This is a genomic window from Vibrio phycocola (assembly GCF_053850235.1).
The window spans coordinates 75,148-99,886 of record NZ_JBSQDJ010000008.1; the positions used below are offsets into that span (position 1 = coordinate 75,148).

Genomic DNA, 24,739 nt, shown 5'->3' on the forward strand with positions numbered 1-24,739 from the left:
CTACTTCCCATATTGACTATTGATAGATTGGTTACTGGTGAAAAATTTACTTGGAAATTTAAATTAGATTCTGTGTAAATGTAGTCTATATTTTTATTAATAGTAAAAATTGAGAGAAATATTTATGTGTTTAACGAAGGCAGCAACATTGAATCACTGGTTTGGATCAAAAACGTGGAGAAAGGGCTTGTTGCCTCTTTTCTCGAGTTCGATACTTTTTACTCCTTTTGCAAATGCTATAACTGAATTGAATATTGCCACTATTGATAGTGGGCATATTTCTGTAATGAAAAAATTGACCAGTGAGTTTGAAGCAGATTATCCAGATATTGCGCTCAATTGGCATGTTTATAACGAAGGTAGCCTAAGAATGCGGGTTATCGCGGATATCGCATCGCAAGCGGGTAATTATGACGTGATGACGATTGGTATGTATGAAACGCCGATTTGGGCAGAACGAGGGTGGTTAAAAACGCTAACGCCATCTAAAGCCTATCAGCTCGATGACATGCTGCCTGCAATTCGAGATGGCCTCTCATATCAAGATAAGCTTTACGCTGCTCCGTTTTATGGTGAGAGCTCAATGATCATGTATCGCAAAGACTTGGTCGAAAAAGCAGGTATGAGCATAAATGATCGTCCAACTTGGGATCATATTCGCGATGTTGCAAAAGCGATTCATGATCCGAGTAATGAAATATACGGTATTTGCTTACGAGGCAAGTCCGGTTGGGGTGATAACGGGGCGATTATTTCTACCATCTTAAATAGTTTCGGTGGTCGATGGTTTGATATGGATTGGCAGCCCCAAATTACGTCGCGAGCATGGAAACAAGCGATTAACTTTTATATTGATTTATTGAACGACTATGGTCCACCGAATTCACAAAATAACAGTTTCCCGGAAATCCTGTCCTTGATGCAAGAAGGGAAATGCGGAATGTGGATTGATGCATCGGTCGCGGGTTCATTCGTAACCGATAAAAAGAAAGCTAAATTCGCAGATCAAATGGCATTTGCCCAATCTCCGGTGAAAGCAACTTCTAAAGGAGCAAACTGGTTATGGGCTTGGGCATTTGCGATTCCAGAAGGGACGAAAAAAGCGGATGCAGCACAGAAATTTATTAATTGGGCAACATCGAAGCAGTACATTGAGCTGGTAGCATCTCGTGAAGGGTGGGGAAGTATTCCGACAGGTACTCGTACTTCGACCTATGAAAATCCCGAGTTTTTAAAGGTGGCTGGGCAATTTGCGGAAGCAGAGCTTAAAGCCATCAAGTCCGCTAACCCGCTTGATAGTACAATGCTACCATCACCGTACACCGGCGTTCAGTTTGTTGCGATTCCTGAGTTTGTATCAATCGGTGGAGTAACGATGCAGAAAATATCGGAAGCTTTAGCGGGTGACACATCGGTAGAACAGGCTTTATATAGCTCACAAAAATACGCTGAGCGAGAAGTGAGAAGAGCCGGCTATACTCAATCCCCTCAATATCCTCAACCAACGAGTGATGATTGATTGGCGAAGTAACATAAAATATTAATAGAATATAAACGGGAAGCCTACAGATTTGGTAAAGTAGACTTCCCGTTTTTTGTTAGGTTAATGCACAATTACGCTTTGTAGCTGTCTTTATCTAGTTGGTACTTTTGCATTTTATCGTATAACGTTTTACGTGGTAGATTTAGTTTTTCCATTGTCTCTTTAATTCCTCCATTGCACTCAATCAATGCTTGTTCTATTGCTGCTTTTTCAAACTCAGCAACTTGATCAGCAAGGCTTGTTATATTTGAAGGTTGAGATTCAGTATTGCTATCGGCGATTTGCATCAACTTTCCTAATAATACATATCGTTCAGCCGCATTGCGTAACTCTCGTACGTTCCCTGGCCAATCGTTAGAAATCAAGCGTTGAAGATCTTGATTCGAAATAGCGTTCGCCGCTTTGCCATAACGTGCAGCAGCGACCAGTAAAAAGTGGTGAAATAGCCCTGGTATATCTTCTTTACGTTCTCGTAGGGGCGGCAAGTTCAGCGTGACTATATTAAGTCGATAATAGAGGTCTTGTCGAAAAGACCCTTCCAAGGCAGCTTGAGTAAGGTCGACTTTGGTTGCGGCAATAACACGGATGTTCAATGGTATAAGTTCATTAGAGCCAATAGGTTCGATTACACGCTCTTGCAATACGCGAAGTAATTTGATCTGAGCTTGCATCGGCATCGATTCGATTTCATCCAAAAATAGTGTACCGCCTTGAGCATGTTCTACTTTACCAATACGCTTTGTTTCCGCTCCAGTAAATGCGCCTTTGATATGACCGTAAAGTTCACTTTCAATTAGATTTTCTGGCACTGCGCCACAGTTAACCGCAACGAAATTATTTTCGCGGCGAGAACTTTGTTCATGTAGCGAACGAGCTACCAGTTCTTTCCCAGTGCCTGTTTCGCCAAATAGCAGGATATCGGCTGCCGTATCTGCAATGTGCGTAATGGTCTCTTTTAGCTCTTGCATACAGGGCGTTTCACCAATAATTCTAGGGCCAAGAGTTTGGCTAGCTTTGAGTGAACGTTTCAATTTTTCGTTTTCTAATGTTAACTGACGACGCTCTTTTGCTCGGTTAACCGTTTCGATGAGCCTTTCAGGGGCAAATGGTTTTTCAATGAAATCATAGGCACCATCGTGCATCGCTTGAACGGCCATCGAGATATCGCCATGGCCTGTGATTAAGATAACCGGGATATCTTTATCCTGAAGATGGATAGAGTCGAGTAAGTTCTTTCCACTTATGCCGGGTAGACAAATGTCGGTAACGACAACCAAAGGAGGCTGATCGCTTTTCATGGCTACCAGTGCATCTTCGGCGTTTTCAAAAATTCTAGCGCTGATATCAGCTAATTCAAAACTTTGTTCTATTGCGATGCGAATATCGGTTTCGTCATCGATGAAATATACGTCACTCATAGCACGTCCTTCGAATTAGCTTTGTGTAGGTTTTTCTGAATTGGGTTCTGGAATGATTGGCAATATTAGGCTAAATCTAGCCCCTCCAAGTTCAGAGTTGGAGGCGGTAATTTTTCCATTCATACTCTGGGCTATTTGCTGTGAAATAGATAGCCCGAGTCCCAAGCCATTTTTTTTCGTGGTGAAAAAGGGCGCAAATATCTGTCCGACGATAGTCTCGTCAATGCCTTCACCATTATCGTCGATATGAATTGATATCCAATTGTTATCATATTCGATTGAGAGTTGAACGTCCTTTTCCTCGGTTTGAGAACAGGCTTGGATTGCATTGGCAAACAAATTAATTAGAACTTGCTCTAACTGGATGGGATTCACGGTTATCCACAGAGGTTGCTCTGGAAGTTGAACACTAAACTCAACGAAGCTTGACTTAAACTGTCCCTGCATCAACTCTTTAGCGGAAAGGATGATTGGTTTTAGTTGTACATTCACTTTTTCATCGCCATCAGATTTTCGCGCAAATGATTTCAATTGCATACTGATTTTAGCAATGCGTTCGGTGAGTGCTGAAATGCGCTGCAAGTTATCGTCTACTCGCTCGTACTTTTCGGAATTGAGAAAACGGCGTGCGTTATCGGCAAAGCTGCGTATCGCGGCGAGTGGGTTATTGAGTTCATGGCTGATACTGGCAGACATTTGGCCAAGCACCGCCAATTTAGCGGCTTGAATTAATTCATCTTGGGTCTGACGCAATTGTTCTTCTGTTTTACTTCTTTCTCTAATTTCTTCATGAAGCTCTGAGGTCCGTTCTAAAACGAGATATTCGAGTTTTTGCTTAGCTTCGGATTGTAATTGATCAAATTGACGTTGTTTGAGGCGACGATGGTAGCTAAGTAATAGGATTAGGTAGGCAATTGCAAACGCCATACTGCACCAGATGACATAAGCAAAGCTGTCCCAGAATATTTCAGTTTTTGGTGTCAACACTCGGATGGTTAATGGAAGATCACTCAACGTGCGACTCGTCACTACAAAATCGCCTTCTATCCATCCCTTATTTGGGTTGACCCATTCACTGTGAGAACTATCGAGATCGCCCTTTAGGTTGAGAGAGGTAATGGTTTGGCCGATATAGCGTTGAGATTGATTGATGTTTTCCAATGCTTTTGAAGACAGCGGTGCGATACTTTTAAACAACCATTCTGAGCGGCTGGACATGAAAATAATGTTATCGTTATCCGTGGCGACAAAATAGCTAGTGTCACTTTGCCAATTTTCTTCAATCGAAGATATGTCCATTTTCACAACGACAACTCCGAGGGTTTCTGCTGCAAAAATTATGGGCGACGAATAGTAGTATCCACGTAGAGCGGACGTTGATCCGAGAGCAAAATATTGACTATTTTTACCTGATATTGCTTCTTTAAAGTAGGGGCGCCAACTAAAGTTTCGTCCTACGAATGATCGCTCTAAGTTCCAGTTACTTGAAGCTATCGTGGCAGCCTCGGTGTTGAGTAGATAAGTGTCTGAAGCTTGAATGGTATTATTGATCTGTTCTAGATAGCGATTGGTAATATCGACTTGAGCGGAGTTTGATGGATTTGATAAAGCTTCAATCAACTTACGGTCGCGAGCGATGAGCTGGGGAATATGTGCATATTTTTCAAGACGAGCTTCGATGTGACTTGAAAAGCGGTCGAGCTGAGAGTGGTGATCTTGAATTAACGCATTATAACTGTATTTCCATACTGCATTCGCTCCCAAAGATGCAAATAGAAAATAGGCCAAAAATAAAGCGATACTTTCTCGACGAATAGATAATTTCAAGGCAGATTCCAGAAAACGTTTTTAATAGTAGATACTACGACTTTCATCGCCAAGCTTCACTTTCCATAGATATGGAACTGCAAAAATAGGAGCCAGATCTCTTTTTATCTATTTGTTCAAAAAAAAAGAGAAATAGCATTGAAAATGGCCGTACCGCCCCAATCTGAGAGCAGTATGGATTGATATTATTGAGATTCACTTCTCTTTAATGATGTATTTGGAATAGAGATTTGCCACGATAGGGTGTTTAGCTCGACAGTTGTAAATATGGTCGTTAGAATATCGCGTCTATGAAATTGTCATCGTTCTGTCTTGTAACTTATTCATTGCAGATCGACAGTTTGGCAACCGTCGGACAACAAATTTCTATTTTAAAATTTAGGTACCGATTAAGGTGCGATATACGGATTTGAGTCTTGATTATATCGACAATCGGGATTCACGATACTCAGATTACCTGAGCCAGTTTTGAGGTTTATATACAATGCAAGTTACTGTTGAAACACTAGAAGGCCTAGAGCGCGGTCTTACTATTACCGTTCCTGCTAAAAGCATCGATGATGCGGTTAATGCAGAGTTACGCAACATCGCCAAGAATCGTCGTTTCGACGGCTTCCGTAAAGGCAAAGTGCCAATGAAAATGGTTGCTCAAATGTATGGTTCAGCAGTGCGTCAAGATGCTCTTGGTGAAGTGATGCAACGCCACTTTATTGAAGCAATTGTAAAAGAGAAAATTAACCCAGCTGGCGGTCCTACTTTTACACCTGTTGAAAACGAAGCAGGCAAAGACCTTGTTTTCAAAGCAACATTTGAAGTTTACCCAGAAGTTGAGCTTAAAGGTTTAGAAAACATCGAAGTTGAAAAACCAGCTGTTTCTGTAAAAGACGAAGATGTTGCTGAAATGATTGAAACTCTACGTAAGCAACAGTCTGAGTGGATTGAAGTAGACGCAGCTGCTGAAGAAGGCAACCAAGTTACTATCGATTTCGTTGGTTCTATCGATGGTGAAGAATTTGAAGGTGGTAAAGCAGAAGCGTTCCCACTAGAAATGGGTCAAGGTCGTATGATCCCAGGTTTTGAAGACGGTATCCAAGGTAAAACTAAGGGTATGGAATTTGAAATCGATGTGGACTTCCCTGAAGATTACCATGCTGAAAACCTTAAAGGTAAAGCAGCTAAGTTCTCTATCAAAATCCTTAAAGTTGAAACTCGTGAACTTCCAGAAGTTAACGATGAATTCGTTGCTAAGTTCGGTGTAACTGAAGGCGGCATCGATGCACTTAAAGCTGAAGTTCAGAAAAATATGGAACGTGAGCTTAAGCAAGCAATTAAACAGCGTATCAAGCAACAAGCTATCGATGGCTTAGTTAAAGAGAATGATATCGACGTACCAAGCTCTTTGATTGATCAAGAAATTGATGTTGTTCGTAAGCAAGCAGCTCAGCGCTTTGGCGGAAATCCTGAGGTTGCTGATCAGCTTCCACGTGATCTTTTTGTCGATCAAGCTAAGCAACGTGTCGTAGTTGGTCTATTATTAGGTGAAGTCATCAAAGCTGGTGAAATTAAAGCGGATGACGAAAAAGTGAAATCACTGATCGAAGAGTTAGCATCAGCCTATGAAGATCCATCTGAAGTTATCGCTCATTATGAGCAGAACGAACAGATGATGGACAATATGCGCAATGTTGCACTTGAAGAGCAAGCGATTGATGCTATTTTAGATAAAGCTAAAGTGACAGAAAAAGAGATGCCTTTCAACGAGCTAATGAACTCTGAAGCTGCAGCTTAATAGGCAAATTGTAGCGTAAATAGTTGACTTATAGGCAACTATTCTGTTAACAATGGTCCGTATGATCCCCATCATCCGGGCCATTTATTTTAGGGATAAAGATTATGAGTTACCAAGAAAGAAACGCAATGTCTCCAATTGTTGATGCACTAGTACCAATGGTCGTAGAACAAACCTCTCGTGGTGAACGTTCTTATGATATCTATTCTCGTCTTTTAAAAGAGCGTATTATTTTCTTGACTGGTCAAGTCGAAGACCACATGGCAAATTTGGTTTGTGCACAGCTTCTATTTTTAGAATCTGAAAATCCTGATAAAGATATCTATCTCTACATTAATTCTCCTGGTGGAAGTGTGACGGCTGGTATGTCTATCTACGACACTATGCAGTTTATCAAGCCAAATGTTAGTACAGTATGTATGGGGCAGGCATGTTCTATGGGGGCATTCTTACTCGCTGGTGGAGCACCAGGTATGCGTTTTGTACAGCCTAATTCTCGCGTAATGATTCACCAACCGCTAGGCGGCTTCCAAGGTCAAGCATCTGATATTCAAATTCATGCCCAAGAGATATTAACCATTAAAAACCGATTGAATTCTCTATTAGCTGAGCACACTGGTCAGCCGCTAGAGGTTATTGAGCGTGATACAGATCGTGATAACTTTATGTCTGCGCAAGACTCAGTTGACTATGGTTTGGTTGATGGCATTCTGACTCACCGTGGCGCACAGTCTTGAGTTAATCCAACGAATTGAATAACGCAATTTTAAGAAAATTGTTATACACTCAAATTATTAAATAATAGCTAAGAGGCTAGCGAATGACAGATAAAAGCAAAGAGGGCGGGAGTAATAAATTACTGTACTGTTCTTTCTGTGGCAAAAGCCAGCACGAAGTTCGTAAACTCATTGCAGGTCCTTCTGTATACGTGTGTGATGAATGTGTCGATTTATGTAATGACATCATTCGAGAAGAAGTCAAAGATGTTGCACCACAGAGTAGTACAGAGGCATTACCAACGCCACGCGAACTTAGTGAGCATCTCGATGATTATGTGATTGGGCAAGAACACGCCAAAAAGGTATTAGCTGTTGCAGTATACAATCACTATAAACGGTTACGTAATGGTGATAAAACGGAAGATGGCGTTGAACTCGGAAAGAGTAATATCCTCTTAATTGGCCCTACCGGTAGTGGTAAAACGTTATTAGCAGAAACCTTAGCTCGTTTTCTTGATGTACCATTCACTATGGCTGATGCAACGACATTAACCGAAGCAGGGTATGTTGGTGAAGATGTTGAAAACATCATTCAGAAACTACTTCAGAAATGTGATTACGATGTATCGAAGGCTGAACGTGGCATTGTTTACATCGATGAGATCGACAAGATTTCTCGTAAGTCAGAGAACCCATCGATTACTCGTGATGTTTCGGGCGAAGGTGTTCAGCAAGCACTATTGAAACTTATCGAGGGCACTGTTGCTTCTGTTCCTCCTCAAGGTGGTCGCAAACACCCACAGCAAGAGTTTTTGCAGGTTGATACCTCTAAGATTCTCTTCATCTGTGGCGGCGCATTTGCGGGCTTAGACAAAGTCATTGAGCAGCGTGTAGAAACAGGTACTGGAATTGGTTTTGGTGCAGAAGTGCGTTCTAAGAGTGACGAGAAAACCGTTGGTGAACTCTTTACACAAGTAGAACCACAAGATTTGGTTAAGTTTGGATTGATTCCTGAGTTTATTGGACGTTTACCGGTAACGGCGACGTTAACTGAGTTGGATGAGTCTGCATTGGTTCAAATCTTATGTGAGCCGAAAAATGCATTAACTAAACAGTACGCAGCATTGTTTTCGCTTGAAGATGCTGAGCTTGAATTCCGTGAAGATGCTCTGCAGGCGATTGCTAAGAAAGCAATGGAACGTAAAGCTGGAGCCCGTGGACTTCGTTCGATTTTAGAAAGTGTATTATTGGAAATAATGTACGAATTGCCTTCTAAAACAGACGTAAGCAAAGTTGTTATTGATGAATCGGTAATTAATGGGGAATCTGAGCCATTACTTATTTATTCTGGTTCAGAAAATCAAATTGCAAGCGGCGAGTAATCGTTGCAAATAAAAAAAGGAGGCAAATATGCCTCCTTTTTTAATTCTTTCATTGAATCCAGTCTGTTAGCCCCCATATACAATTTTATATCATAAAGCGGAAGAGAGAATAATATGAACTTGGAACGTTCTGAGCGTATCGAGATCCCTGTATTACCACTACGTGATGTTGTGGTTTATCCTCACATGGTCATTCCGTTGTTTGTTGGCCGCGAGAAATCTATCCAGTGCCTTGATGCGGCAATGGATAACAATAAACAAGTATTACTTGTTGCTCAAAAGCACGCAGATACAGAAGAGCCTTCAGTCGACGACCTCTATGAAGTAGGTACCGTTGCGACAATTCTTCAATTACTGAAATTACCTGATGGTACAGTGAAAGTATTAGTGGAAGGCCAGCAACGCGCAAAAATTCATTCCTTTGTCGAAGAAGATTACTTCTTTGCTCAAGCAGAATATCTGGTTACGCCAGAGCTTGATGATAAAGAACAAGAAGTCATCGTTCGTAGTGCAATCAACCAATTTGATGGCTTTATTAAGCTAAATAAAAAGATTCCACCTGAAGTGCTTACTTCATTGAATGGGATTGATGAAGCGGCACGTCTAGCCGATACGATTGCAGCACACATGCCACTAAAGTTGGACGATAAGCAATCTGTATTAGAAATTATCGACGTGACCGAACGTTTAGAATTTTTAATGGGACAAATGGAATCAGAAATCGATCTGTTACAGGTTGAAAAGCGTATTCGTAATCGCGTTAAAAAACAGATGGAAAAGTCTCAGCGCGAGTATTACCTCAATGAGCAAATGAAGGCGATTCAGAAAGAATTAGGTGACATGGATGATGTTCCTGATGAATTTGAAGCACTTCAAGCAAAAATAGATGCAGCGAAAATGCCAAAAGAGGCCAAAGAGAAGACTGAGCAAGAGCTACAGAAGTTGAAGATGATGTCTCCAATGTCAGCTGAAGCAACTGTGGTTCGTAGCTATATTGATTGGATGGTGAGTGTTCCTTGGACTAAACGATCAAAAGTGAAGAAGGACCTTTCTAAGGCTGAGGAAATACTAAATTCAGATCATTACGGCCTAGAGCGAGTAAAAGAACGAATTCTTGAATATTTAGCGGTTCAGAGCCGAGTGAATAAGCTAAAAGGCCCGATTCTTTGTTTAGTCGGTCCTCCTGGTGTTGGTAAAACCTCTTTAGGGCGTTCAATAGCAGCGGCTACCGGGCGTAAGTACACTCGTATGGCTCTTGGTGGCGTTCGAGATGAAGCCGAAATACGTGGTCACAGACGTACCTATATTGGTTCATTGCCAGGAAAACTGATTCAAAAAATGGCAAAAGTTGAGGTTAAAAACCCGCTTTTCTTGCTTGATGAAATCGATAAGATGTCTTCCGATATGAGAGGAGACCCATCTTCTGCATTGCTAGAAGTTCTCGATCCTGAGCAAAATAATTCGTTCAATGATCACTACCTAGAAGTCGATTATGACCTTTCGGATGTGATGTTTGTTGCGACGTCAAACTCTATGAACATTCCAGGGCCTTTATTGGACCGTATGGAAGTGATTCGTTTATCGGGTTACACCGAAGACGAAAAACTGAATATTGCTAAAGACCATTTGGTGGCGAAACAGATAGAGCGAAACGGCTTGAAAGCTGCTGAAATTAATATTGAAGATTCAGCAATTATGGGTGTGATTCGTTATTATACTCGTGAAGCGGGTGTACGTAGCTTAGAGCGTGAAATATCCAAAATCTGCCGTAAAGCCGTGAAGAAAATTCTGCTAGATAAGAAACTAAAATCTGTGACGGTTAATCAAGATAATCTAAAAGAGTTCCTTGGCGTCCAGAGATTCGATTACGGAAAAGCTGAAAACAATAATCGTATCGGCCAGGTGACAGGCTTAGCGTGGACAGAAGTTGGTGGAGAACTCCTTACTATCGAAACTCAAGCGATGGTAGGTAAAGGTAAGCTAACTCAAACAGGCTCTCTGGGCGATGTTATGCAAGAATCTATTCAAGCGGCGATGACTGTAGTTCGCTCCCGATGTGAAAAATTGGGAATCAATCCTGATTTTTATGAAAAGCGTGATTTGCATGTCCATGTTCCTGAAGGCGCGACGCCAAAAGATGGCCCAAGTGCTGGTATCGGCATGTGTACAGCATTGGTGTCTAGTTTGACGGGTAACCCTGTTAAGGCAGAAGTCGCGATGACGGGCGAAATTACTCTTCGTGGTGAAGTACTACCAATTGGTGGCTTGAAAGAAAAACTGCTCGCTGCACACCGTGGTGGAATTAAAACAGTCGTCATTCCAAAGGATAACGAACGTGACTTGGAAGAGATTCCAGACAATGTTATAAGCGACTTGAAAGTGATTCCTGTTCAGTGGATTGATGATGTGCTTAAAATAGCGCTAGAGCAAGACCCATCAGGGCTCGAACTTACTTCTTAAAGAGTGATATACAGCAAAAATACTTAAACTCTATGCTGATAAGTCAAAAAAAGACTTGTCAGCATTTTTGTTGGGAGCTAACGTTAGCGATTGTTGCCGAACTCCAAGAACTTCAAAGTGTTAAGCAACTTTAAATCAATGGAACGAAAAGCCAAAAATATAATTATCAAAATTGGCATAGAGGGGAATTAAAAAGTGAATAAAACACAATTAGTAGAACAAATAGCAGAAAATGCAGATCTATCTAAAGCTTCAGCGGGTCGTGCACTTGATGCATTGATTGACGCAGTTGGCGGCGCTCTAGAATCAGGGGATCAAGTTGCGTTGGTTGGATTTGGTACATTTAGTGTACGTACTCGTGCAGCTCGCACTGGCCGTAACCCTAAAACAGGTGATGAAATTCAGATTGCTGAAGCAAAAGTTCCAGCATTCAAAGCAGGTAAAGCACTTAAGGAAGCCTGTAATTAATCAATAATTGATTAATTATTCAGCAACAAGACGAAATTAAGTCGAACCTTTTGAAAATATGCGCATCATAGTGATGCGCATTTATTTTTTCTGATATTATCGTCAGACTTATTTAAGCCAATAGACGTTTTTGGCTTCGTATTCGGAGAACAAACTAATTATGATGGATCGATTGCGTGAAGGTGCTAACAGCATAGCCATAAAGGTTATTTTAGGCCTAATTATGGTTTCCTTTGTCTTTGCTGGTGTTGGTAACTACTTAGTCGGTGGCGGCAATAACTCGGCTGCGGAAGTTGCAGGCGTTAAAATATCACTTAACGAATTCGAACAAGCGTATCAAAATGAACGTAGCCGAATGCAATCTCAATTAGGTGATTATTTTTCTAATCTACTTGCTGATCCAAGTTATGTTGCATCATTTCGTCGCTCGATACTTGATCGCATGGTAAATGATGTTTTGCTTGAAGAGCATGCAAAAACACTTGGTTTGAGCATCAGTGATGATCAAGTTCGTAAGGCGATTCTAGAGATGCCTTCTTTTCAGTCTGATGGAAAGTTCGACCAAGAAATATATCAAGCTGCATTACGCCGTGCCGGTTATAGTGCCGATTCTTTTGCTGCTTATCTACGCAGCGATTTGTTGCGTCAACAATTGGTTGGGGCTGTCGAAGAAACAGAGTTTGCTTTATTAAGTGAAGCCCAAGCTCAAGGGCTATTATTATCTCAAACTCGCACCATTAAAACGGTCGCGATTAAACAAAATTCGTTTGCTGAGAAAGTGACTATTTCCGATGAGGAAGTTGAAAGTTACTACAATACTCATCCGCAAGAATTCACTCGTCCAGAGCAATTTAAATTAGCGTATTTATTATTGTCAGCTGAAGGTTTGAAGCAAACAATTGAAGTGACGGATGAAGAAGCGAACCTTTACTATGAAGAACACATTGAGCAGTATTCAACGAAAGCGCAACGTCGTGTTAGTCATATCCTAATTCAAGGTGATGATCAGTCTGTTGCTGATGCGGTATTAGCTAAGGTTAATCAAGGGGCAGACTTTGCTGAGTTAGCTGCTAGTGAATCACAAGATCCAGGTAGCAAAGACTCCGGCGGCGATCTTGGCTGGATTGAAAAAGGTGTCATGGATGCAGATTTTGAATCGGCAGCTTTTGCATTAGCGAATGTTGGTGATGTTTCTGGTGTTGTTAAGTCTAATTTTGGCTATCACATTATAAAGCTTCTTGAGGATAAACCAGCGCAAGCGAAACCACTTTCTGATGTTAAAGACGAAGTCATTGCTCTTGTTAAAGATCAAAAAGCCGTTGATACCTTCTATGAGTTACAAACAGAACTAGAAAAAGTCGCGTTCGAGTTCCCTGATTCATTAGAGGAGTCTGCAAAGGTTACGGGTGCAGGAGTGGTTCAAACGGATTTTGTTTCAATCAATACATTACCAGCAGAGCTATCTAGTAATGCAGTAGTGGAAGCGATTAATCACCCTGAAGTTAAAGAAGACCAGCTAAATTCTAACGTGATTCAACTCGCACCAGAAAGTGTCGTTGTTGTAAGGGTCGATGAGCTACGTCCAGAAACTGTATTACCAATCGAAGAAGTGAAATCGACAGTTGAAAGTGAGTTAACTGCTTCAAAAGCTGAAGCAGCTGCTAAAGCATTTGCTGATAAGATTTTGGCACAACTTAAAGACGGTAACCAAGAAGGGTTGGCCGAAAATGAGTTAAGTTTTGGTGAAGAGGAAGTGATCGATCGTAACTCACCTCTGGCAGAAGCGATTTACGCTTTGAAGAAGCCAATTGATGGTGAGCATGTGTATGCTCAAGCAACCTCGCCAGAAGGTGAAATTTTGCTGGTTGAATTACTTGATGTGAATGCTGAAAACAACGATGAGCTGAATGAACAACTTATGGGACAGTTGGAGCGTTTAAATAGTCAGCAAGATATCGCTGGGTTAGTTAGCGTACTTCGTACAACGAATGATATTGAGTATCACCTATCGAGCGAATAGGGTATACGATGTAATTGAGTTGTTTATCAAAAAGGATCACATTCGTGGTCCTTTTTAGTTTCTAAGGTTGGTACTGGGGCAAAACAGTATTGTGATTATTATTGCTATGAACCTAAATAAGGAGCAAAGCAATGAAACACACTTTAATTATATTTAAACTCATTCTTTCTACCGTATTGTTTGCGATGTTTACGCCCACTAGTTATGCAGTGGGTGATAGTGCAAGCCCACAAATTATCGATATGGTTGAATATTCGGTTAACGTGAACACGGCGAATGCAGAAGAAATGGCGACGCTTTTAAAAGGTATCGGAGCGAAAAAAGCGCAAGCCATCATAGATTATAGAGAAGCGAATGGCCCATTTACGGATGTTACCCAATTGACCAATGTAAAAGGAATTGGGCCAAGTTTGATTAACAACAACCGTGACAATCTGTCAGTCAAGTAGTTGAAACTGATTTGTTAAAGGTCGCTGTCATTTAAGCGACCTTATTCTGTCTATTCCACATAAACATCATTAGTTTGACAATCGTCGGTAGCCCCCTTCGATAATTCCCCTTATAATCGCTGCCAACTATTAAACTCATTCATAATGACTGATACGGAGTACAAACATGTCCTCTCGAACACCCGTGGTGACGGTAGACGGGCCGAGTGGTGCTGGTAAAGGCACGCTTTGCATGTTGTTGGCAAAAAAACTTGGTTATAACCTTCTGGATTCTGGCGCTTTATATCGCGTGCTGGCTTTAGCGGCGATTCATCATGGCTTTGATACTGACTCTGAGGACGACTTGGTTCCTCTAGCTACGCATCTTGATGTGGCATTTGTTTCCGATGGCGACCTGGTTAAAGTTATTCTAGAAGGTGAAGATGTATCGAACGATCTTCGTAAAGAAGAAACAGGTATGGCAGCCTCTAAAGTTGCGGCACTTCCTAGGGTAAGAGAGGCTTTATTGCGACGCCAAAGAGCATTCGCAAGCGATAATGGTTTAGTGGCGGATGGCCGTGATATGGGTACTGTGGTCTTTACGCAAGCTGATGCCAAAATTTTTCTTGATGCCAGTGCCGAAGAGCGGGCTAGAAGAAGACAGAATCAGTTGCAACTCAAGGGCCTAGATGTTAAATTTGACGCCCTTTTGAGCGACATACAAGAACGTGACGATCGCGATCGCAATCGAGCCGTGTCTCCATTGCGACCTGCAGACGATGCACTGGTTCTTGACTCAACATCAATGTCTATTGACCAAGTTGTTGAAAAATCACTCGAATATATCAAATCTAAACTAGCGGAATAATTTTATTTACCGTTAGTAGGACGTCGATCGCAAGGATGATGATTGGCGAATTTAATAACCCCACGCGGTAGGATACCCGTGGAAGTTTACATTTGAAGACTAAATAAATGACTGAATCTTTTGCTCAACTCTTTGAAGAGTTTCTAAACGAGACTGAATTCCACGTAGGTACCATCGTTAAAGGTACTGTAGTTGCTATCGAGAACGGCTTCGTTCTTGTAGACGCTGGTCTTAAGTCTGAATCTGCAATTCCTGCTGAACAATTCAAAAACGCTGCTGGCGAAATTGAAGTTGAAGTAGGTTCTGAAGTCGATGTTGCGCTAGACGCTGTAGAAGACGGTTTCGGTGAAACTCAACTTTCTCGTGAGAAAGCAAAACGTCACGAAGCTTGGATTGTACTAGAGAAAGCTTACGAAGAAGCTGAAACTGTTATCGGTGTTATCAACGGTAAAGTTAAAGGCGGTTTCACTGTTGAACTAAACGGTATCCGTGCGTTCCTTCCTGGTTCTCTTGTTGATGTTCGTCCTATCCGTGACACTGCTCACCTAGAAAACAAAGAGCTAGAGTTCAAAGTTATTAAACTTGATCAGAAGCGCAACAACGTTGTTGTTTCTCGTCGTGCTGTTATCGAATCTGAAAACAGTGTTGAACGTGAAGAGCTACTTGAAGCTCTACAAGAAGGCAGCGAAGTCAAAGGTATCGTTAAGAACCTTACAGACTACGGTGCATTCGTTGACCTTGGCGGTGTTGATGGACTACTTCACATCACTGACATGGCTTGGAAACGCGTTAAGCACCCATCAGAAATCGTTAACGTTGGCGACGAAATCCTAGTTAAAGTTCTTAAGTTCGATCGTGAGCGTACTCGTGTATCTCTAGGTCTTAAGCAGCTAGGTGAAGATCCATGGGTAGCAATCGCTAAGCGTTACCCAGAAGGTCACAAACTGACTGGTCGTGTTACTAACTTAACTGACTACGGCTGCTTCGTTGAAATCGAAGAAGGCGTTGAAGGTCTAGTTCACGTTTCTGAAATGGATTGGACTAACAAGAACATTCACCCATCTAAAGTCGTTAATGTTGGCGATGAAGTTGAGGTTATGGTTCTTGATATCGATGAAGAACGTCGTCGTATCTCTCTAGGTCTAAAACAGTGTAAGACTAACCCATGGTTAGATTTCGCTGATATGCAAGCTAAGGGCGATAAAGTTACTGGTAAGATCAAGTCAATCACTGACTTTGGTATCTTCATCGGTCTTGACGGTGGTATCGATGGTCTTGTTCACCTATCTGATATCTCTTGGAATGTTCCTGGAGAAGAAGCAGTACGTGAATATAAGAAAGGCGACGAAATCTCTGCAGTTGTTCTAGCAGTTGATGCTGATCGTGAGCGTATTTCTTTAGGCGTTAAGCAAATGGAAAATGACCCATTCAATGCTTACGTAGCTGACAACAAGAAAGGTGTTCTAGTTTCTGGTACTATTTCTGCAGTTGATGCAAAAGGTGCTACAATTGAACTAGAAGAAGGTGTTGAAGGTTACATCCGTGCTTCAGAAATCTCACGTGACCGTGTTGAAGATGCATCTCTAGTCTTAAACGTTGGTGATAGCGTTGAAGCGAAATTTACTGGTGTAGACCGTAAGAACCGCGTAATCAACTTATCTATCAAAGCGAAAGATGAAGCTGATGAGCAAGAAGCACTGGCTACCGTGAACAAAACAACTGACGAATCTTCGTTCGGTAACGCAATGGCAGACGCATTTAAAGCTGCTAAAGGCGAATAATTAAACTCGTTGAAAGGAGCCGCTAGGTTCCTTTCGGTTGGCTTGCGAAGATGTTGCTAAGTATTGAGGGAAACTATGACTAAATCTGAATTAATTGAAAGATTGTGTGCAGAACAAACTCACCTATCAGCAAAGGAGATTGAAGACGCGGTAAAAGATATTCTTGAATCTATGGCTACCACTTTAGAAAGTGGTGAACGCATAGAAATCCGTGGCTTTGGTAGTTTTTCTCTGCATTATCGTGAGCCCCGTGCGGGACGCAACCCTAAAACTGGTGATAAAGTTGAATTGGATGGAAAATATGTTCCTCATTTCAAACCAGGCAAAGAGTTGCGTGAACGTGTAAACGCTAGTTTATAATTTGTTTAATTAGTTAGTTTGATAAAAGGCGATATATCATTTTGATATGCCGCCTTTTTTGTTTTTAAACTTAACATTAGACATGGTGTGGCTAACGATTTTCCTGCATAATCTACCTAACAAATAAAGAAATAGGTATGCCATTATGAAAATTATAAAAATTATTTTAGTACTGATTCTGTTTTTACTTGCTTTGGCTCTTGGTTCGCAAAACCAAGCTGTTGTAGGTTTCAATTATTTAATTGCACAAGGTGAGTTTTATTTGTCTTGGTTGCTTGGTGGCGCATTTGTCAGCGGGTTTATCATCTCTTGGCTGATTTTTGGTAGCATGCACTTGCGCGCAAAACTTAAAGTTCGTAGCCTAACCAAGAAGCTAGAAAGAGCAACTGGTCAGAAAGCAGCGACAAATAAAAAATTACCAAAAGAAAGTTTGAACGCTGGATAAAAACTCACAATGTTAGAGATCCTCTTCTTGTTGTTACCCATTGCCGCCGTTTACGGTTGGTATATGGGTTACAGAAGTGCTCAACAAGACAAACAAAAACAGTCCCTTCAGATTTCCCGTCAATATGTGACGGGATTAAATATGCTCCTCTCTGATCAGTCTGACCAAGCGGTTGATCACTTTATCGAGTTATTGCAAGTTGACGACACAATTGATACTCACTTAGCTCTAGGCAATTTATTCCGCACTAGAGGAGAAGTCGATCGTGCAATTCGAATCCACCAGAGTCTAATCTCACGTTCCGGTCTAACTGTTGATCAAAAAAACCTTGCGTTACAGCAGTTAGCGAAAGACTACATGGTGACCGGGTTTCTTGATCGAGCGGAAAAAATATTTGAGCAACTGGTAGATGAACCAGACCACACCTCGATGGCTCTTAAGCAGCTAACCTTGATATACCAACAAACAAAAGAGTGGTACAAAGCCATTGAATGTGGCAATCGTTTGGTAAAACTCGGTCGAAATCGGATTAAAGCGGATATTGCTCATTTTTATTGTGAGTTAGCCGCAGAAGAGCGTTTCAATGGCGTGTCGAGTAAAGTGGTTAACTTCTATAAGAAGGCGCTGAATGAATATCCAGAGTGTGTTCGCGCCTCGATTGAACTTGGAAAACTGTATGTTGAGCAGAATGAATATGGCAAAGCGGTTACCCATCTTGAGTCTGTTTTAGAACAAGATGTCGATTTTGTTGGAGAAGTCCTACCTATATTGTCTGAATGCTATTCTCAGCTAGGTAACGAAGCAGCACTTGTCGAGTTCTTAAGACGCAGTATGGACAAAAATGCTGGAGCGTCGAGCGAACTCATGCTAGCAACATTGATTGAGCGATATGAAGGAAGTACGGCAGCAATCGATTTGCTTACAAAACAAATTGAAAAGAACCCGACGATGAAAGGTTTCTACAATTTAATTGGATACCATATTACCGATGCTGAAGAAGGGCGCGCAAAGCATAGTCTTTCAGCGCTTCAAGGTATGGTAGGTGAACATTTAAATGTTAAGCCTCATTATCGCTGTCAGAAATGTGGGTTTTCTCCCCATCGATTATATTGGCAATGTCCTTCTTGCAAGGAGTGGGGAGCAATAAAGCCAATTCGCGGGCTTGATGGCGAGTAATTTTAATCTGAAATAAGAAGTGTGTTTAGGAGCAGTAATGAACGATCCAAAAGTAATCGTCGCGTTGGACTATGAACAGCAAGCAGATGCGCTCGCTTTTGTTGATAAAATCGATCCAGCGAGTTGTCGTCTAAAAGTGGGCAAAGAAATGTTTACACTATTTGGACCTGACTTTGTTCGCCAACTGCATCAGCGTGGTTTTTCTGTATTTTTAGATTTAAAATTTCACGATATCCCAAATACGTGTTCTAAGGCGGTTCGAGCTGCTGCTGAATTGGGCGTGTGGATGGTCAATGTGCATGCCAGTGGTGGTGAGCGAATGATGAGTGCAGCACGAGAAATTCTTGAGCCGTATGGGGCGCAACGGCCATTGCTTATTGGTGTGACAGTTTTAACCAGTATGGAACAAACTGATTTAGCCGGTGTTGGCGTCGATGTGTTACCGGATCAACAAGTCATGCGTTTGGCTACGTTGACAAAAAATGCAGGGTTAGATGGTGTTGTATGTTCTGCACAGGAGTCTGCGCTGTTGAAATCAGAGTTGGGGGAAGAGTTTAAGTTGGTGACGCCGGGAATTCGGCCTGTGGGCAGTGTGGCGGGAGACCAACGTCGCATTATGACTCCAACTCAAGCTATAGAAGCGGGTTCAGACTATTTAGTTATTGGCCGCCCTATAACACAGGCTGAAAATCCGGCTTTGGTTCTTGATTCAATAAATCAGTCACTTGCCAAATAGAGCAAATTGTTTAGAGGGTTCATATTGAACTCTCTTCTGATTTATTTCGTTGTCTAAGTTTATATATTAAGATAACCCCAAAGTTCAGCGCTGGTTAGCTTCGCAATGCCAATAAAAAGTCGCTAAGAATAGTATCAGAACATTCACGGAAATGTTTGTTACTGGGTTTACGAAATAATGCCCCAAGTTCATATTTAGTCATGTCACAACCAACGGTTTCGAAAGCGTTTAGCATTTGTTCAGTTTGCATATTTACCGCAATACGCAGTTTCATTAATACCATATTATTCGAAAGAGCGGTTTCGGCAATTGCTTGCTTTCCATCTTGACGACCGCGTTTGGTGTTAATAAATCCGTTTAGAAATTGAGCCAATTCTACATCAAGTAATGTTGCTTCAGTTGTCGCCAGCCATAATTCTACTTGTTCAACAGAGACTAATTGGTCTGCTTCGTTAAAGATACCCACTATTGCCGTTGGTGAGAGTTCAAATGTCTGTTGGATTTGTCTTAAGATTTCATTGTTTATCAAAGGTTGGTCCAATTTGGTTGTTCTAGCGAAAATGCTATTGAAATAAAGTGGCGCACCTTAACACAATGCTAGTTACTGGCCTATTTTATTTATTGATTTAATATTGTGTTTGTGATGGGGGAATAAATAAAAAGGGGCTCCTTTTTAGAAGCCCTTCGAAATTGTTTTAGTGGTTACTATCCCTCTTGACGAATCAAGTAGTCAAATGCTCCTAGGCTTGCTTTTGCGCCTTCTCCCATTGCAATGATGATTTGTTTGTAAGGAACGGTTGTTGCGTCTCCGGCAGCAAACACACCCGCTAAACTTGTATCACCGTGTGACCCGACCTCAATTTCACCACGTGGTGATAGTGTAACTTCTGAATCTTTGAGCCATTCTGTATTTGGAACAAGACCGATTTGAACAAAGATTCCTGATAGTTCAACTTCTTTGATTTCGTCGGTATTGCGATCTTTATACTTCAAGCTAGTCACTCGCTTTCCATCACCAACAACTTCTGTCGTTTGCGCCATAGTAATAATGTCGACATTAGGCAACGAGTTTGCTTTGTTAATTAACACTTGGTCAGCTCGTAGAGTGTCGGCAAATTCCAATACCGTTACGTGTTCAACAATTCCAGCTAAGTCAATTGCTGCTTCGATACCGGAATTCCCGCCACCAATAACCGCGGTTTTCTTGCCTTTGAACAGAGGTCCATCACAATGTGGGCAGTATGCAACCCCTTTATTACGATATTCCTGCTCTCCGGGTACGTTCATCTCTCTCCAACGTGCACCAGGTGTAAGAATGACGCTTTTACTTTTTAGAATAGCACCGCTTTCTAGGCTGACGTGAATCAAGCCATCATTAGTGTGTTCTGCACCCATAACTTTTGCTACTTGCTGGTCACCAACCATATCGACACCATATTCTTTTAGGTGTTCAGTCATGTCAGCGGCTAGTTTTGGTCCTTCTGTGCGCTTAACCGAAACAAAGTTTTCAATTGCCATGGTGTCCATAACTTGTCCACCGAATCGTTTTGCAACCACGCCAGTGCGAATACCTTTACGAGCGGCATAAACTGCAGCAGCACTTCCAGCGGGTCCACCACCGACGACGAGTACATCAAATGACTCTTTTTCGTTTATTGCAGCAGCTGCTTTTTCGGCTGCGCTGTCATCGACTTTATGTAATATCTCGGTGAGTGACATACGCCCTTGGCCAAACAGCTCACCATTAACAAATACACTTGGAACCGCCATTATCTCGCGCTGTTTTACTTCATCTTGGAACAATGCACCATCGATCATGGTCACGCGAACATCTGGGTTAATCGCGGCCATAGTGTTAAATGCTTGCACAACATCTGGACAGTTTTGACAAGACAATGAAATGTATATTTCGACATCCAGTTTTTTGCCTAGCTGGGCAATTTGCTCTATTGTTTCTGGCTCTTCTTTGATTGGATGTCCGCCAGAATGAAGTAACGCTAATACTAATGATGTAAACTCATGTCCCATAGGTAGGCCAGCAAAACGTAGCTGAGTCTCTTTTTCTGGGTTAGAAATTGTCATCACAGGTTTACGATCACTTGCATTATCATCACGAACAACACTAACTAAGTCGCTTAGCTCCGCGATTTCATTTGCAAGCTCGTTAATATCACTAGATGCTTTTGAATCATCTAGGCTGACCACTAATCTGACTTCATGTTTCAGATTAGTTAGATATTGTTGTAATTGTTGTTTAATGGCTTGGTCTAACATAATGAAGTACACCTATATATTCTTTCGTAGAGTGGTCACTCTAGATAACAAAAAGGGAGAGCAAACCAGATATGTTGGTCGTCGGTATACCCGGAATGCTCTCAAATTGATTTCTATGCTCTGTTTATTGAATATGTTTCAATAAACTGGAATTAGATTTTTCCAACAAGGTCTAGCGATGGTGCAAGCGTTTCTTCACCTTCTTTCCATTTCGCAGGACATACTTCACCCGGGTGAGCTGCAACATATTGAGCCGCTTTTACTTTACGCATTAGGTCTTCTGCTTCACGGCCAATACCTTCAGCTGTGATTTCCATTGCTTGGATAACACCTTCAGGGTCGATTAGGAACGTTGCACGGTCTGCAAGACCTTGACCTTCACGCATGACGCCGAAATTGTTCGTGATGTTGCCTGTTTGGTCACCTAGCATGTAGTAGTTGATTTTGCCGATAGTGTCAGACGTATCGTGCCATGCTTTGTGAGTGAAATGGGTGTCAGTTGATACTGAGTAAACTTCTACGCCACGCTCTTGAAGCTCTGCATAATGATCAGCAAGGTCACCAAGTTCAGTCGGACATACGAAAGTAAAGTCCGCTGGGTAGAAGAAGAAGATAGCCCATTTGCCTAATACGTCCTGTTCTGTAACTTCAACAAATTCGCCTTGTTTGAATGCTGTTGCGCTGAATGGTTTGATTTGAGTGTTAATCATAATGTCTATCCTTTCTGAGTTATGGGTTACGAGTTATCTCGTCTACGGGATTAATATTCGCACTCAGAGCAGATAAAATAAAATTGCTTGTATCTATACCATTGATAGGGAATACCTATTTTAATCTTGTTGGAGGTTGTTGGAGGTTGTTGGAGGTTGTTGGAGTGGGTTAGCTAGATGAAAGAAAACGATAACTCGTAACGATTGGGAAAGGTTACGAGTATAAGTTATTTATTAGCGGCGCTTGGTTTCCCGTTTAACTAACTCAAATTCGAACTCTTCTGGGAATAAAACAATGCCCTCGCCATTGTTATCTGGAAAAACGATAATAGACAAATCGTCATCTTCTAACCCCATGGTCCAGCGACTTTTCCACTTTGCGATTGAAATCGGCTCAGGTGTAAACCCTTCCCAATCATCGATAGCCCATTGTTGGGCGCTGGCTTTGCTTGGCCAAACTGGCACACAATCGTCATCGTCGGCACTTAAAAGTACACTGCCATGTTCATCAATTAATAACCAAATTTTCGATGTGTTTGCGATATTTTTAAAAAAGAGGTTCATGCGTTCAGTGGGGTCTTTGGCGACATGCACCAAATCATTTTCAGGGTTAGACATAGCTCAGCCTTATCTTAGTATCAGCCAGCAGTATAACGATTGATTGAACAGAAAACACTAAATGTGGATAGTTGATAGAGAAGAGGAAGCTTAAAGGCTAATGAGTTAACTAAGCCACGACAAAACCCCCTCCTACCATAAAGATAAGAGGGGTGTTTTTTTATGCAGACTGAAGAGCGGTAGATTCGACTAATCGTTCGCCAAAAATTGGGCGAAGCGCTTGGAATACCTGCTGGCGAGTGATGGTTCCAACTAAGTGACCATCTTCCATTACCGGCATAACATAAGGGCGGTTTAGTTTGCTTGTTTTTGCACGTTCTTCGACAGATAGTGATGAGAAGCTCGTGGCAATGCCTACTGATGTGGTCGGATACAGTTGCTCTCTGTCAACAGATAAGTATTCTGCAATATCAATGAGTCGCTCTTTGATGTCCACCGCGACAACATCACGAGACATTAAGTCGACAACTTTCTGATCTTCTGCCGGTATGTAATCTTGGCACCAAAGTTCAACCATTACATCGTGAGTAGAGAAGAAACCGACAACACGTCCTTCTACGTTGACAACAGGTGCTCCGGTAAGTTGATTATCGAGCAATACGTCTACCGCTAAGGCCACTGGCATATCGGCCGATACGGTTGCTGGGTTGTTTGTCATAATTTCTTTAACGCTAGTTGAACTAAACATAGTGATTTCCTTAATATTTGTGATTTCAGCAGTCGTCGTGATAGTGGCTAATCCGGTGGATTTTAGGTGCGGGCGACTGTAAATACTCCAGTTAGCAAGACCGACTAATACGGCGCCGCCGACGATATTGCCTAACGTCACTGGAATTAAATTGTTGAAGATAAAGTGGTGGATATTTAAGTCGGCATAGTGACTGGCACTAACGCCGACCTGTTGCCAGAAGCTTTCAGGAGCGAAAGTCTGAATAACGATACCTAGTGGTACCATAAACATATTGGCAACGCAGTGTTCAAAACCGGTGGAGACAAACATCGCTACGGGGAGGATTGTCATTGCGGCTTTGGTCATAGCGTTCGCTGAGCTGAAGGTTAGCCATATCGCAAGGCACACTAAAAGGTTACAAAGTACGCCCAACGAAAACGCTTGTAATGTGGTGTGATGAAGCTTGTGCTGAGCAATATTGAGAGCGTTTAGGCCCCATTGTCCAGCGTCGAGTTGATACAACCCTCCAGCTGTAACCAAGGCTAATAGCAGTAGTGCGCCAATTAGATTACCAATGTAAACCTTACTCCAGAGTTTCAACATATTGAAAAATGAAATCTGTTTATTGGCCCACGCAATACTTGAAAGTACAGAGCTGGTAAAGAGTTCACCACCACAAATCACGACAAGGATTAACCCGAGACTAAATGCAAGTCCACCGGCTAATCGGCTTAGACCCCATCCAGCACCAGCACTCCCTGTGGTAACGGTGATATAGAAAATAAACGCAAGCCCAATAAAGGCTCCAGCTAAAATCGCCAATCCTAGGATCATTGAGCTTGTTTTTTTCGTTTTTCCAAACGCGTATTTTTCCGCTTCCGCCATCATTTCATATGGTGAGAAAAAATTAGTATTGTCAGAGTGTGCAACGGACATAGTAGCTCCCTGTAGTGATGTTCATGATTAACCTCCTAACGTCATTTCGGATATCAAACAAAGGCATTTCCTTGTTTGCGTATTAATCCTGAACCTAAAATGATGAGTGGT

The 24,739-nt window shown here is 41.8% G+C and carries 21 protein-coding genes; 14 read left to right on the forward strand and 7 right to left on the reverse strand.

Going from position 1 to position 24,739, the window contains the following annotated elements; all coding sequences use genetic code 11:
- Window positions 1–124 precede the first annotated feature (124 nt).
- Window positions 125–1,519 carry an ABC transporter substrate-binding protein gene (locus ACWU4D_RS12845; RefSeq protein WP_456051837.1) on the forward strand — a complete coding sequence of 465 codons (1,395 nt, stop codon included), beginning with the start codon at window positions 125–127 and terminating at the stop codon, window positions 1,517–1,519.
- A 95-nt stretch (window positions 1,520–1,614) separates the two neighbouring features.
- Here ACWU4D_RS12845 and ACWU4D_RS12850 read toward each other — a convergent pair whose 3' ends face one another.
- Both ACWU4D_RS12850 and ACWU4D_RS12855 read right to left on the reverse strand, forming a co-directional pair.
- Window positions 1,615–2,961, reverse strand: coding sequence for a sigma-54-dependent transcriptional regulator (locus ACWU4D_RS12850; protein WP_456051838.1), 1,347 nt, complete (start codon window positions 2,959–2,961; stop codon window positions 1,615–1,617).
- 15 nt (window positions 2,962–2,976) lie between these two features.
- Entirely contained in the window at window positions 2,977–4,788 is a 1,812-nt protein-coding gene (locus ACWU4D_RS12855; protein ID WP_456051839.1) for a sensor histidine kinase, read from the reverse strand.
- 484 nt (window positions 4,789–5,272) lie between these two features.
- Here ACWU4D_RS12855 and tig point away from each other — a divergent pair, with 484 nt between their 5' ends.
- From tig to pyrF, 13 genes are all read left to right on the forward strand, one after another.
- A complete protein-coding gene (gene tig, locus ACWU4D_RS12860) occupies window positions 5,273–6,577 on the forward strand; it encodes a trigger factor (RefSeq protein WP_456051840.1) in 1,305 nt (434 codons plus the stop codon).
- Between the two features lie 104 nt (window positions 6,578–6,681).
- Complete coding sequence (clpP, locus tag ACWU4D_RS12865; RefSeq protein ID WP_456051841.1) at window positions 6,682–7,314, forward strand: ATP-dependent Clp endopeptidase proteolytic subunit ClpP; 633 nt, start codon at window positions 6,682–6,684, stop codon at window positions 7,312–7,314.
- A gap of 83 nt (window positions 7,315–7,397) precedes the next feature.
- Window positions 7,398–8,678, forward strand: a complete 1,281-nt coding sequence (clpX, locus tag ACWU4D_RS12870; protein ID WP_456051842.1) for an ATP-dependent protease ATP-binding subunit ClpX — start codon at window positions 7,398–7,400, stop codon at window positions 8,676–8,678.
- Between the two features lie 114 nt (window positions 8,679–8,792).
- Window positions 8,793–11,138 (forward strand): endopeptidase La, encoded by a 2,346-nt coding sequence (gene lon, locus ACWU4D_RS12875; protein WP_456051843.1) that lies wholly within the window; start codon window positions 8,793–8,795, stop codon window positions 11,136–11,138.
- Between the two features lie 195 nt (window positions 11,139–11,333).
- Entirely contained in the window at window positions 11,334–11,606 is a 273-nt protein-coding gene (locus ACWU4D_RS12880; protein WP_456051844.1) for an HU family DNA-binding protein, read from the forward strand.
- A gap of 160 nt (window positions 11,607–11,766) precedes the next feature.
- Window positions 11,767–13,626: a peptidylprolyl isomerase gene (ppiD, locus tag ACWU4D_RS12885; protein ID WP_456051845.1), complete on the forward strand. Its 1,860-nt coding sequence runs from the start codon at window positions 11,767–11,769 to the stop codon at window positions 13,624–13,626.
- 131 nt (window positions 13,627–13,757) lie between these two features.
- Complete coding sequence (locus ACWU4D_RS12890) at window positions 13,758–14,075, forward strand: ComEA family DNA-binding protein (RefSeq protein WP_456051846.1); 318 nt, start codon at window positions 13,758–13,760, stop codon at window positions 14,073–14,075.
- 166 nt (window positions 14,076–14,241) lie between these two features.
- Complete coding sequence (gene cmk / locus ACWU4D_RS12895) at window positions 14,242–14,922, forward strand: (d)CMP kinase (protein WP_456051847.1); 681 nt, start codon at window positions 14,242–14,244, stop codon at window positions 14,920–14,922.
- A gap of 107 nt (window positions 14,923–15,029) precedes the next feature.
- Entirely contained in the window at window positions 15,030–16,703 is a 1,674-nt protein-coding gene (rpsA, locus tag ACWU4D_RS12900; RefSeq protein ID WP_456051848.1) for a 30S ribosomal protein S1, read from the forward strand.
- 75 nt (window positions 16,704–16,778) lie between these two features.
- Window positions 16,779–17,063: an integration host factor subunit beta gene (ihfB, locus tag ACWU4D_RS12905; RefSeq protein WP_456051849.1), complete on the forward strand. Its 285-nt coding sequence runs from the start codon at window positions 16,779–16,781 to the stop codon at window positions 17,061–17,063.
- A 145-nt stretch (window positions 17,064–17,208) separates the two neighbouring features.
- The gene (locus ACWU4D_RS12910; RefSeq protein WP_456051850.1) at window positions 17,209–17,508 is read left to right on the forward strand and encodes a LapA family protein; all 300 of its coding nucleotides are present in this window, start codon (window positions 17,209–17,211) and stop codon (window positions 17,506–17,508) included.
- Window positions 17,509–17,517: 9 nt separating this feature from the next.
- Entirely contained in the window at window positions 17,518–18,684 is a 1,167-nt protein-coding gene (gene lapB, locus ACWU4D_RS12915) for a lipopolysaccharide assembly protein LapB (RefSeq protein WP_456051851.1), read from the forward strand.
- Between the two features lie 37 nt (window positions 18,685–18,721).
- The gene (pyrF, locus tag ACWU4D_RS12920; RefSeq protein WP_456051852.1) at window positions 18,722–19,420 is read left to right on the forward strand and encodes an orotidine-5'-phosphate decarboxylase; all 699 of its coding nucleotides are present in this window, start codon (window positions 18,722–18,724) and stop codon (window positions 19,418–19,420) included.
- A gap of 94 nt (window positions 19,421–19,514) precedes the next feature.
- On the opposite strand, the gene ACWU4D_RS12925 is transcribed toward pyrF, so the two are convergent.
- From ACWU4D_RS12925 to focA, 5 genes are all read right to left on the reverse strand, one after another.
- Window positions 19,515–19,949, reverse strand: a complete 435-nt coding sequence (locus tag ACWU4D_RS12925; RefSeq protein WP_456051853.1) for a DUF1456 family protein — start codon at window positions 19,947–19,949, stop codon at window positions 19,515–19,517.
- A gap of 176 nt (window positions 19,950–20,125) precedes the next feature.
- Window positions 20,126–21,694, reverse strand: a complete 1,569-nt coding sequence (gene ahpF / locus ACWU4D_RS12930; RefSeq protein WP_456051854.1) for an alkyl hydroperoxide reductase subunit F — start codon at window positions 21,692–21,694, stop codon at window positions 20,126–20,128.
- A 152-nt stretch (window positions 21,695–21,846) separates the two neighbouring features.
- The gene (gene ahpC, locus ACWU4D_RS12935) at window positions 21,847–22,404 is read right to left on the reverse strand and encodes an alkyl hydroperoxide reductase subunit C (RefSeq protein WP_456051855.1); all 558 of its coding nucleotides are present in this window, start codon (window positions 22,402–22,404) and stop codon (window positions 21,847–21,849) included.
- A gap of 234 nt (window positions 22,405–22,638) precedes the next feature.
- Entirely contained in the window at window positions 22,639–22,968 is a 330-nt protein-coding gene (locus ACWU4D_RS12940; RefSeq protein ID WP_456051974.1) for a DUF2750 domain-containing protein, read from the reverse strand.
- Between the two features lie 214 nt (window positions 22,969–23,182).
- A complete protein-coding gene (focA, locus tag ACWU4D_RS12945) occupies window positions 23,183–24,628 on the reverse strand; it encodes a formate transporter FocA (protein ID WP_456051856.1) in 1,446 nt (481 codons plus the stop codon).
- Window positions 24,629–24,739 lie beyond the last annotated feature (111 nt).

Bases quoted from the DNA above. Each gene is read 5' to 3' on its own strand.
- ACWU4D_RS12845 (WP_456051837.1), top strand. From the start codon at position 125: ATGTGTTTAACGAAGGCAGCAACATTGAATCACTGGTTTGGATCAAAA.
- ACWU4D_RS12850 (WP_456051838.1), bottom strand. From the start codon at position 2,961: ATGAGTGACGTATATTTCATCGATGACGAAACCGATATTCGCATCGCA.
- tig (WP_456051840.1), top strand. From the start codon at position 5,273: ATGCAAGTTACTGTTGAAACACTAGAAGGCCTAGAGCGCGGTCTTACT.
- clpP (WP_456051841.1), top strand. From the start codon at position 6,682: ATGAGTTACCAAGAAAGAAACGCAATGTCTCCAATTGTTGATGCACTA.
- clpX (WP_456051842.1), top strand. From the start codon at position 7,398: ATGACAGATAAAAGCAAAGAGGGCGGGAGTAATAAATTACTGTACTGT.
- lon (WP_456051843.1), top strand. From the start codon at position 8,793: ATGAACTTGGAACGTTCTGAGCGTATCGAGATCCCTGTATTACCACTA.
- ppiD (WP_456051845.1), top strand. From the start codon at position 11,767: ATGATGGATCGATTGCGTGAAGGTGCTAACAGCATAGCCATAAAGGTT.
- ACWU4D_RS12890 (WP_456051846.1), top strand. From the start codon at position 13,758: ATGAAACACACTTTAATTATATTTAAACTCATTCTTTCTACCGTATTG.
- cmk (WP_456051847.1), top strand. From the start codon at position 14,242: ATGTCCTCTCGAACACCCGTGGTGACGGTAGACGGGCCGAGTGGTGCT.
- rpsA (WP_456051848.1), top strand. From the start codon at position 15,030: ATGACTGAATCTTTTGCTCAACTCTTTGAAGAGTTTCTAAACGAGACT.
- ihfB (WP_456051849.1), top strand. From the start codon at position 16,779: ATGACTAAATCTGAATTAATTGAAAGATTGTGTGCAGAACAAACTCAC.
- ACWU4D_RS12910 (WP_456051850.1), top strand. From the start codon at position 17,209: ATGAAAATTATAAAAATTATTTTAGTACTGATTCTGTTTTTACTTGCT.
- lapB (WP_456051851.1), top strand. From the start codon at position 17,518: ATGTTAGAGATCCTCTTCTTGTTGTTACCCATTGCCGCCGTTTACGGT.
- pyrF (WP_456051852.1), top strand. From the start codon at position 18,722: ATGAACGATCCAAAAGTAATCGTCGCGTTGGACTATGAACAGCAAGCA.
- ahpF (WP_456051854.1), bottom strand. From the start codon at position 21,694: ATGTTAGACCAAGCCATTAAACAACAATTACAACAATATCTAACTAAT.
- ahpC (WP_456051855.1), bottom strand. From the start codon at position 22,404: ATGATTAACACTCAAATCAAACCATTCAGCGCAACAGCATTCAAACAA.
- ACWU4D_RS12940 (WP_456051974.1), bottom strand. From the start codon at position 22,968: ATGAACCTCTTTTTTAAAAATATCGCAAACACATCGAAAATTTGGTTA.
- focA (WP_456051856.1), bottom strand. From the start codon at position 24,628: ATGTCCGTTGCACACTCTGACAATACTAATTTTTTCTCACCATATGAA.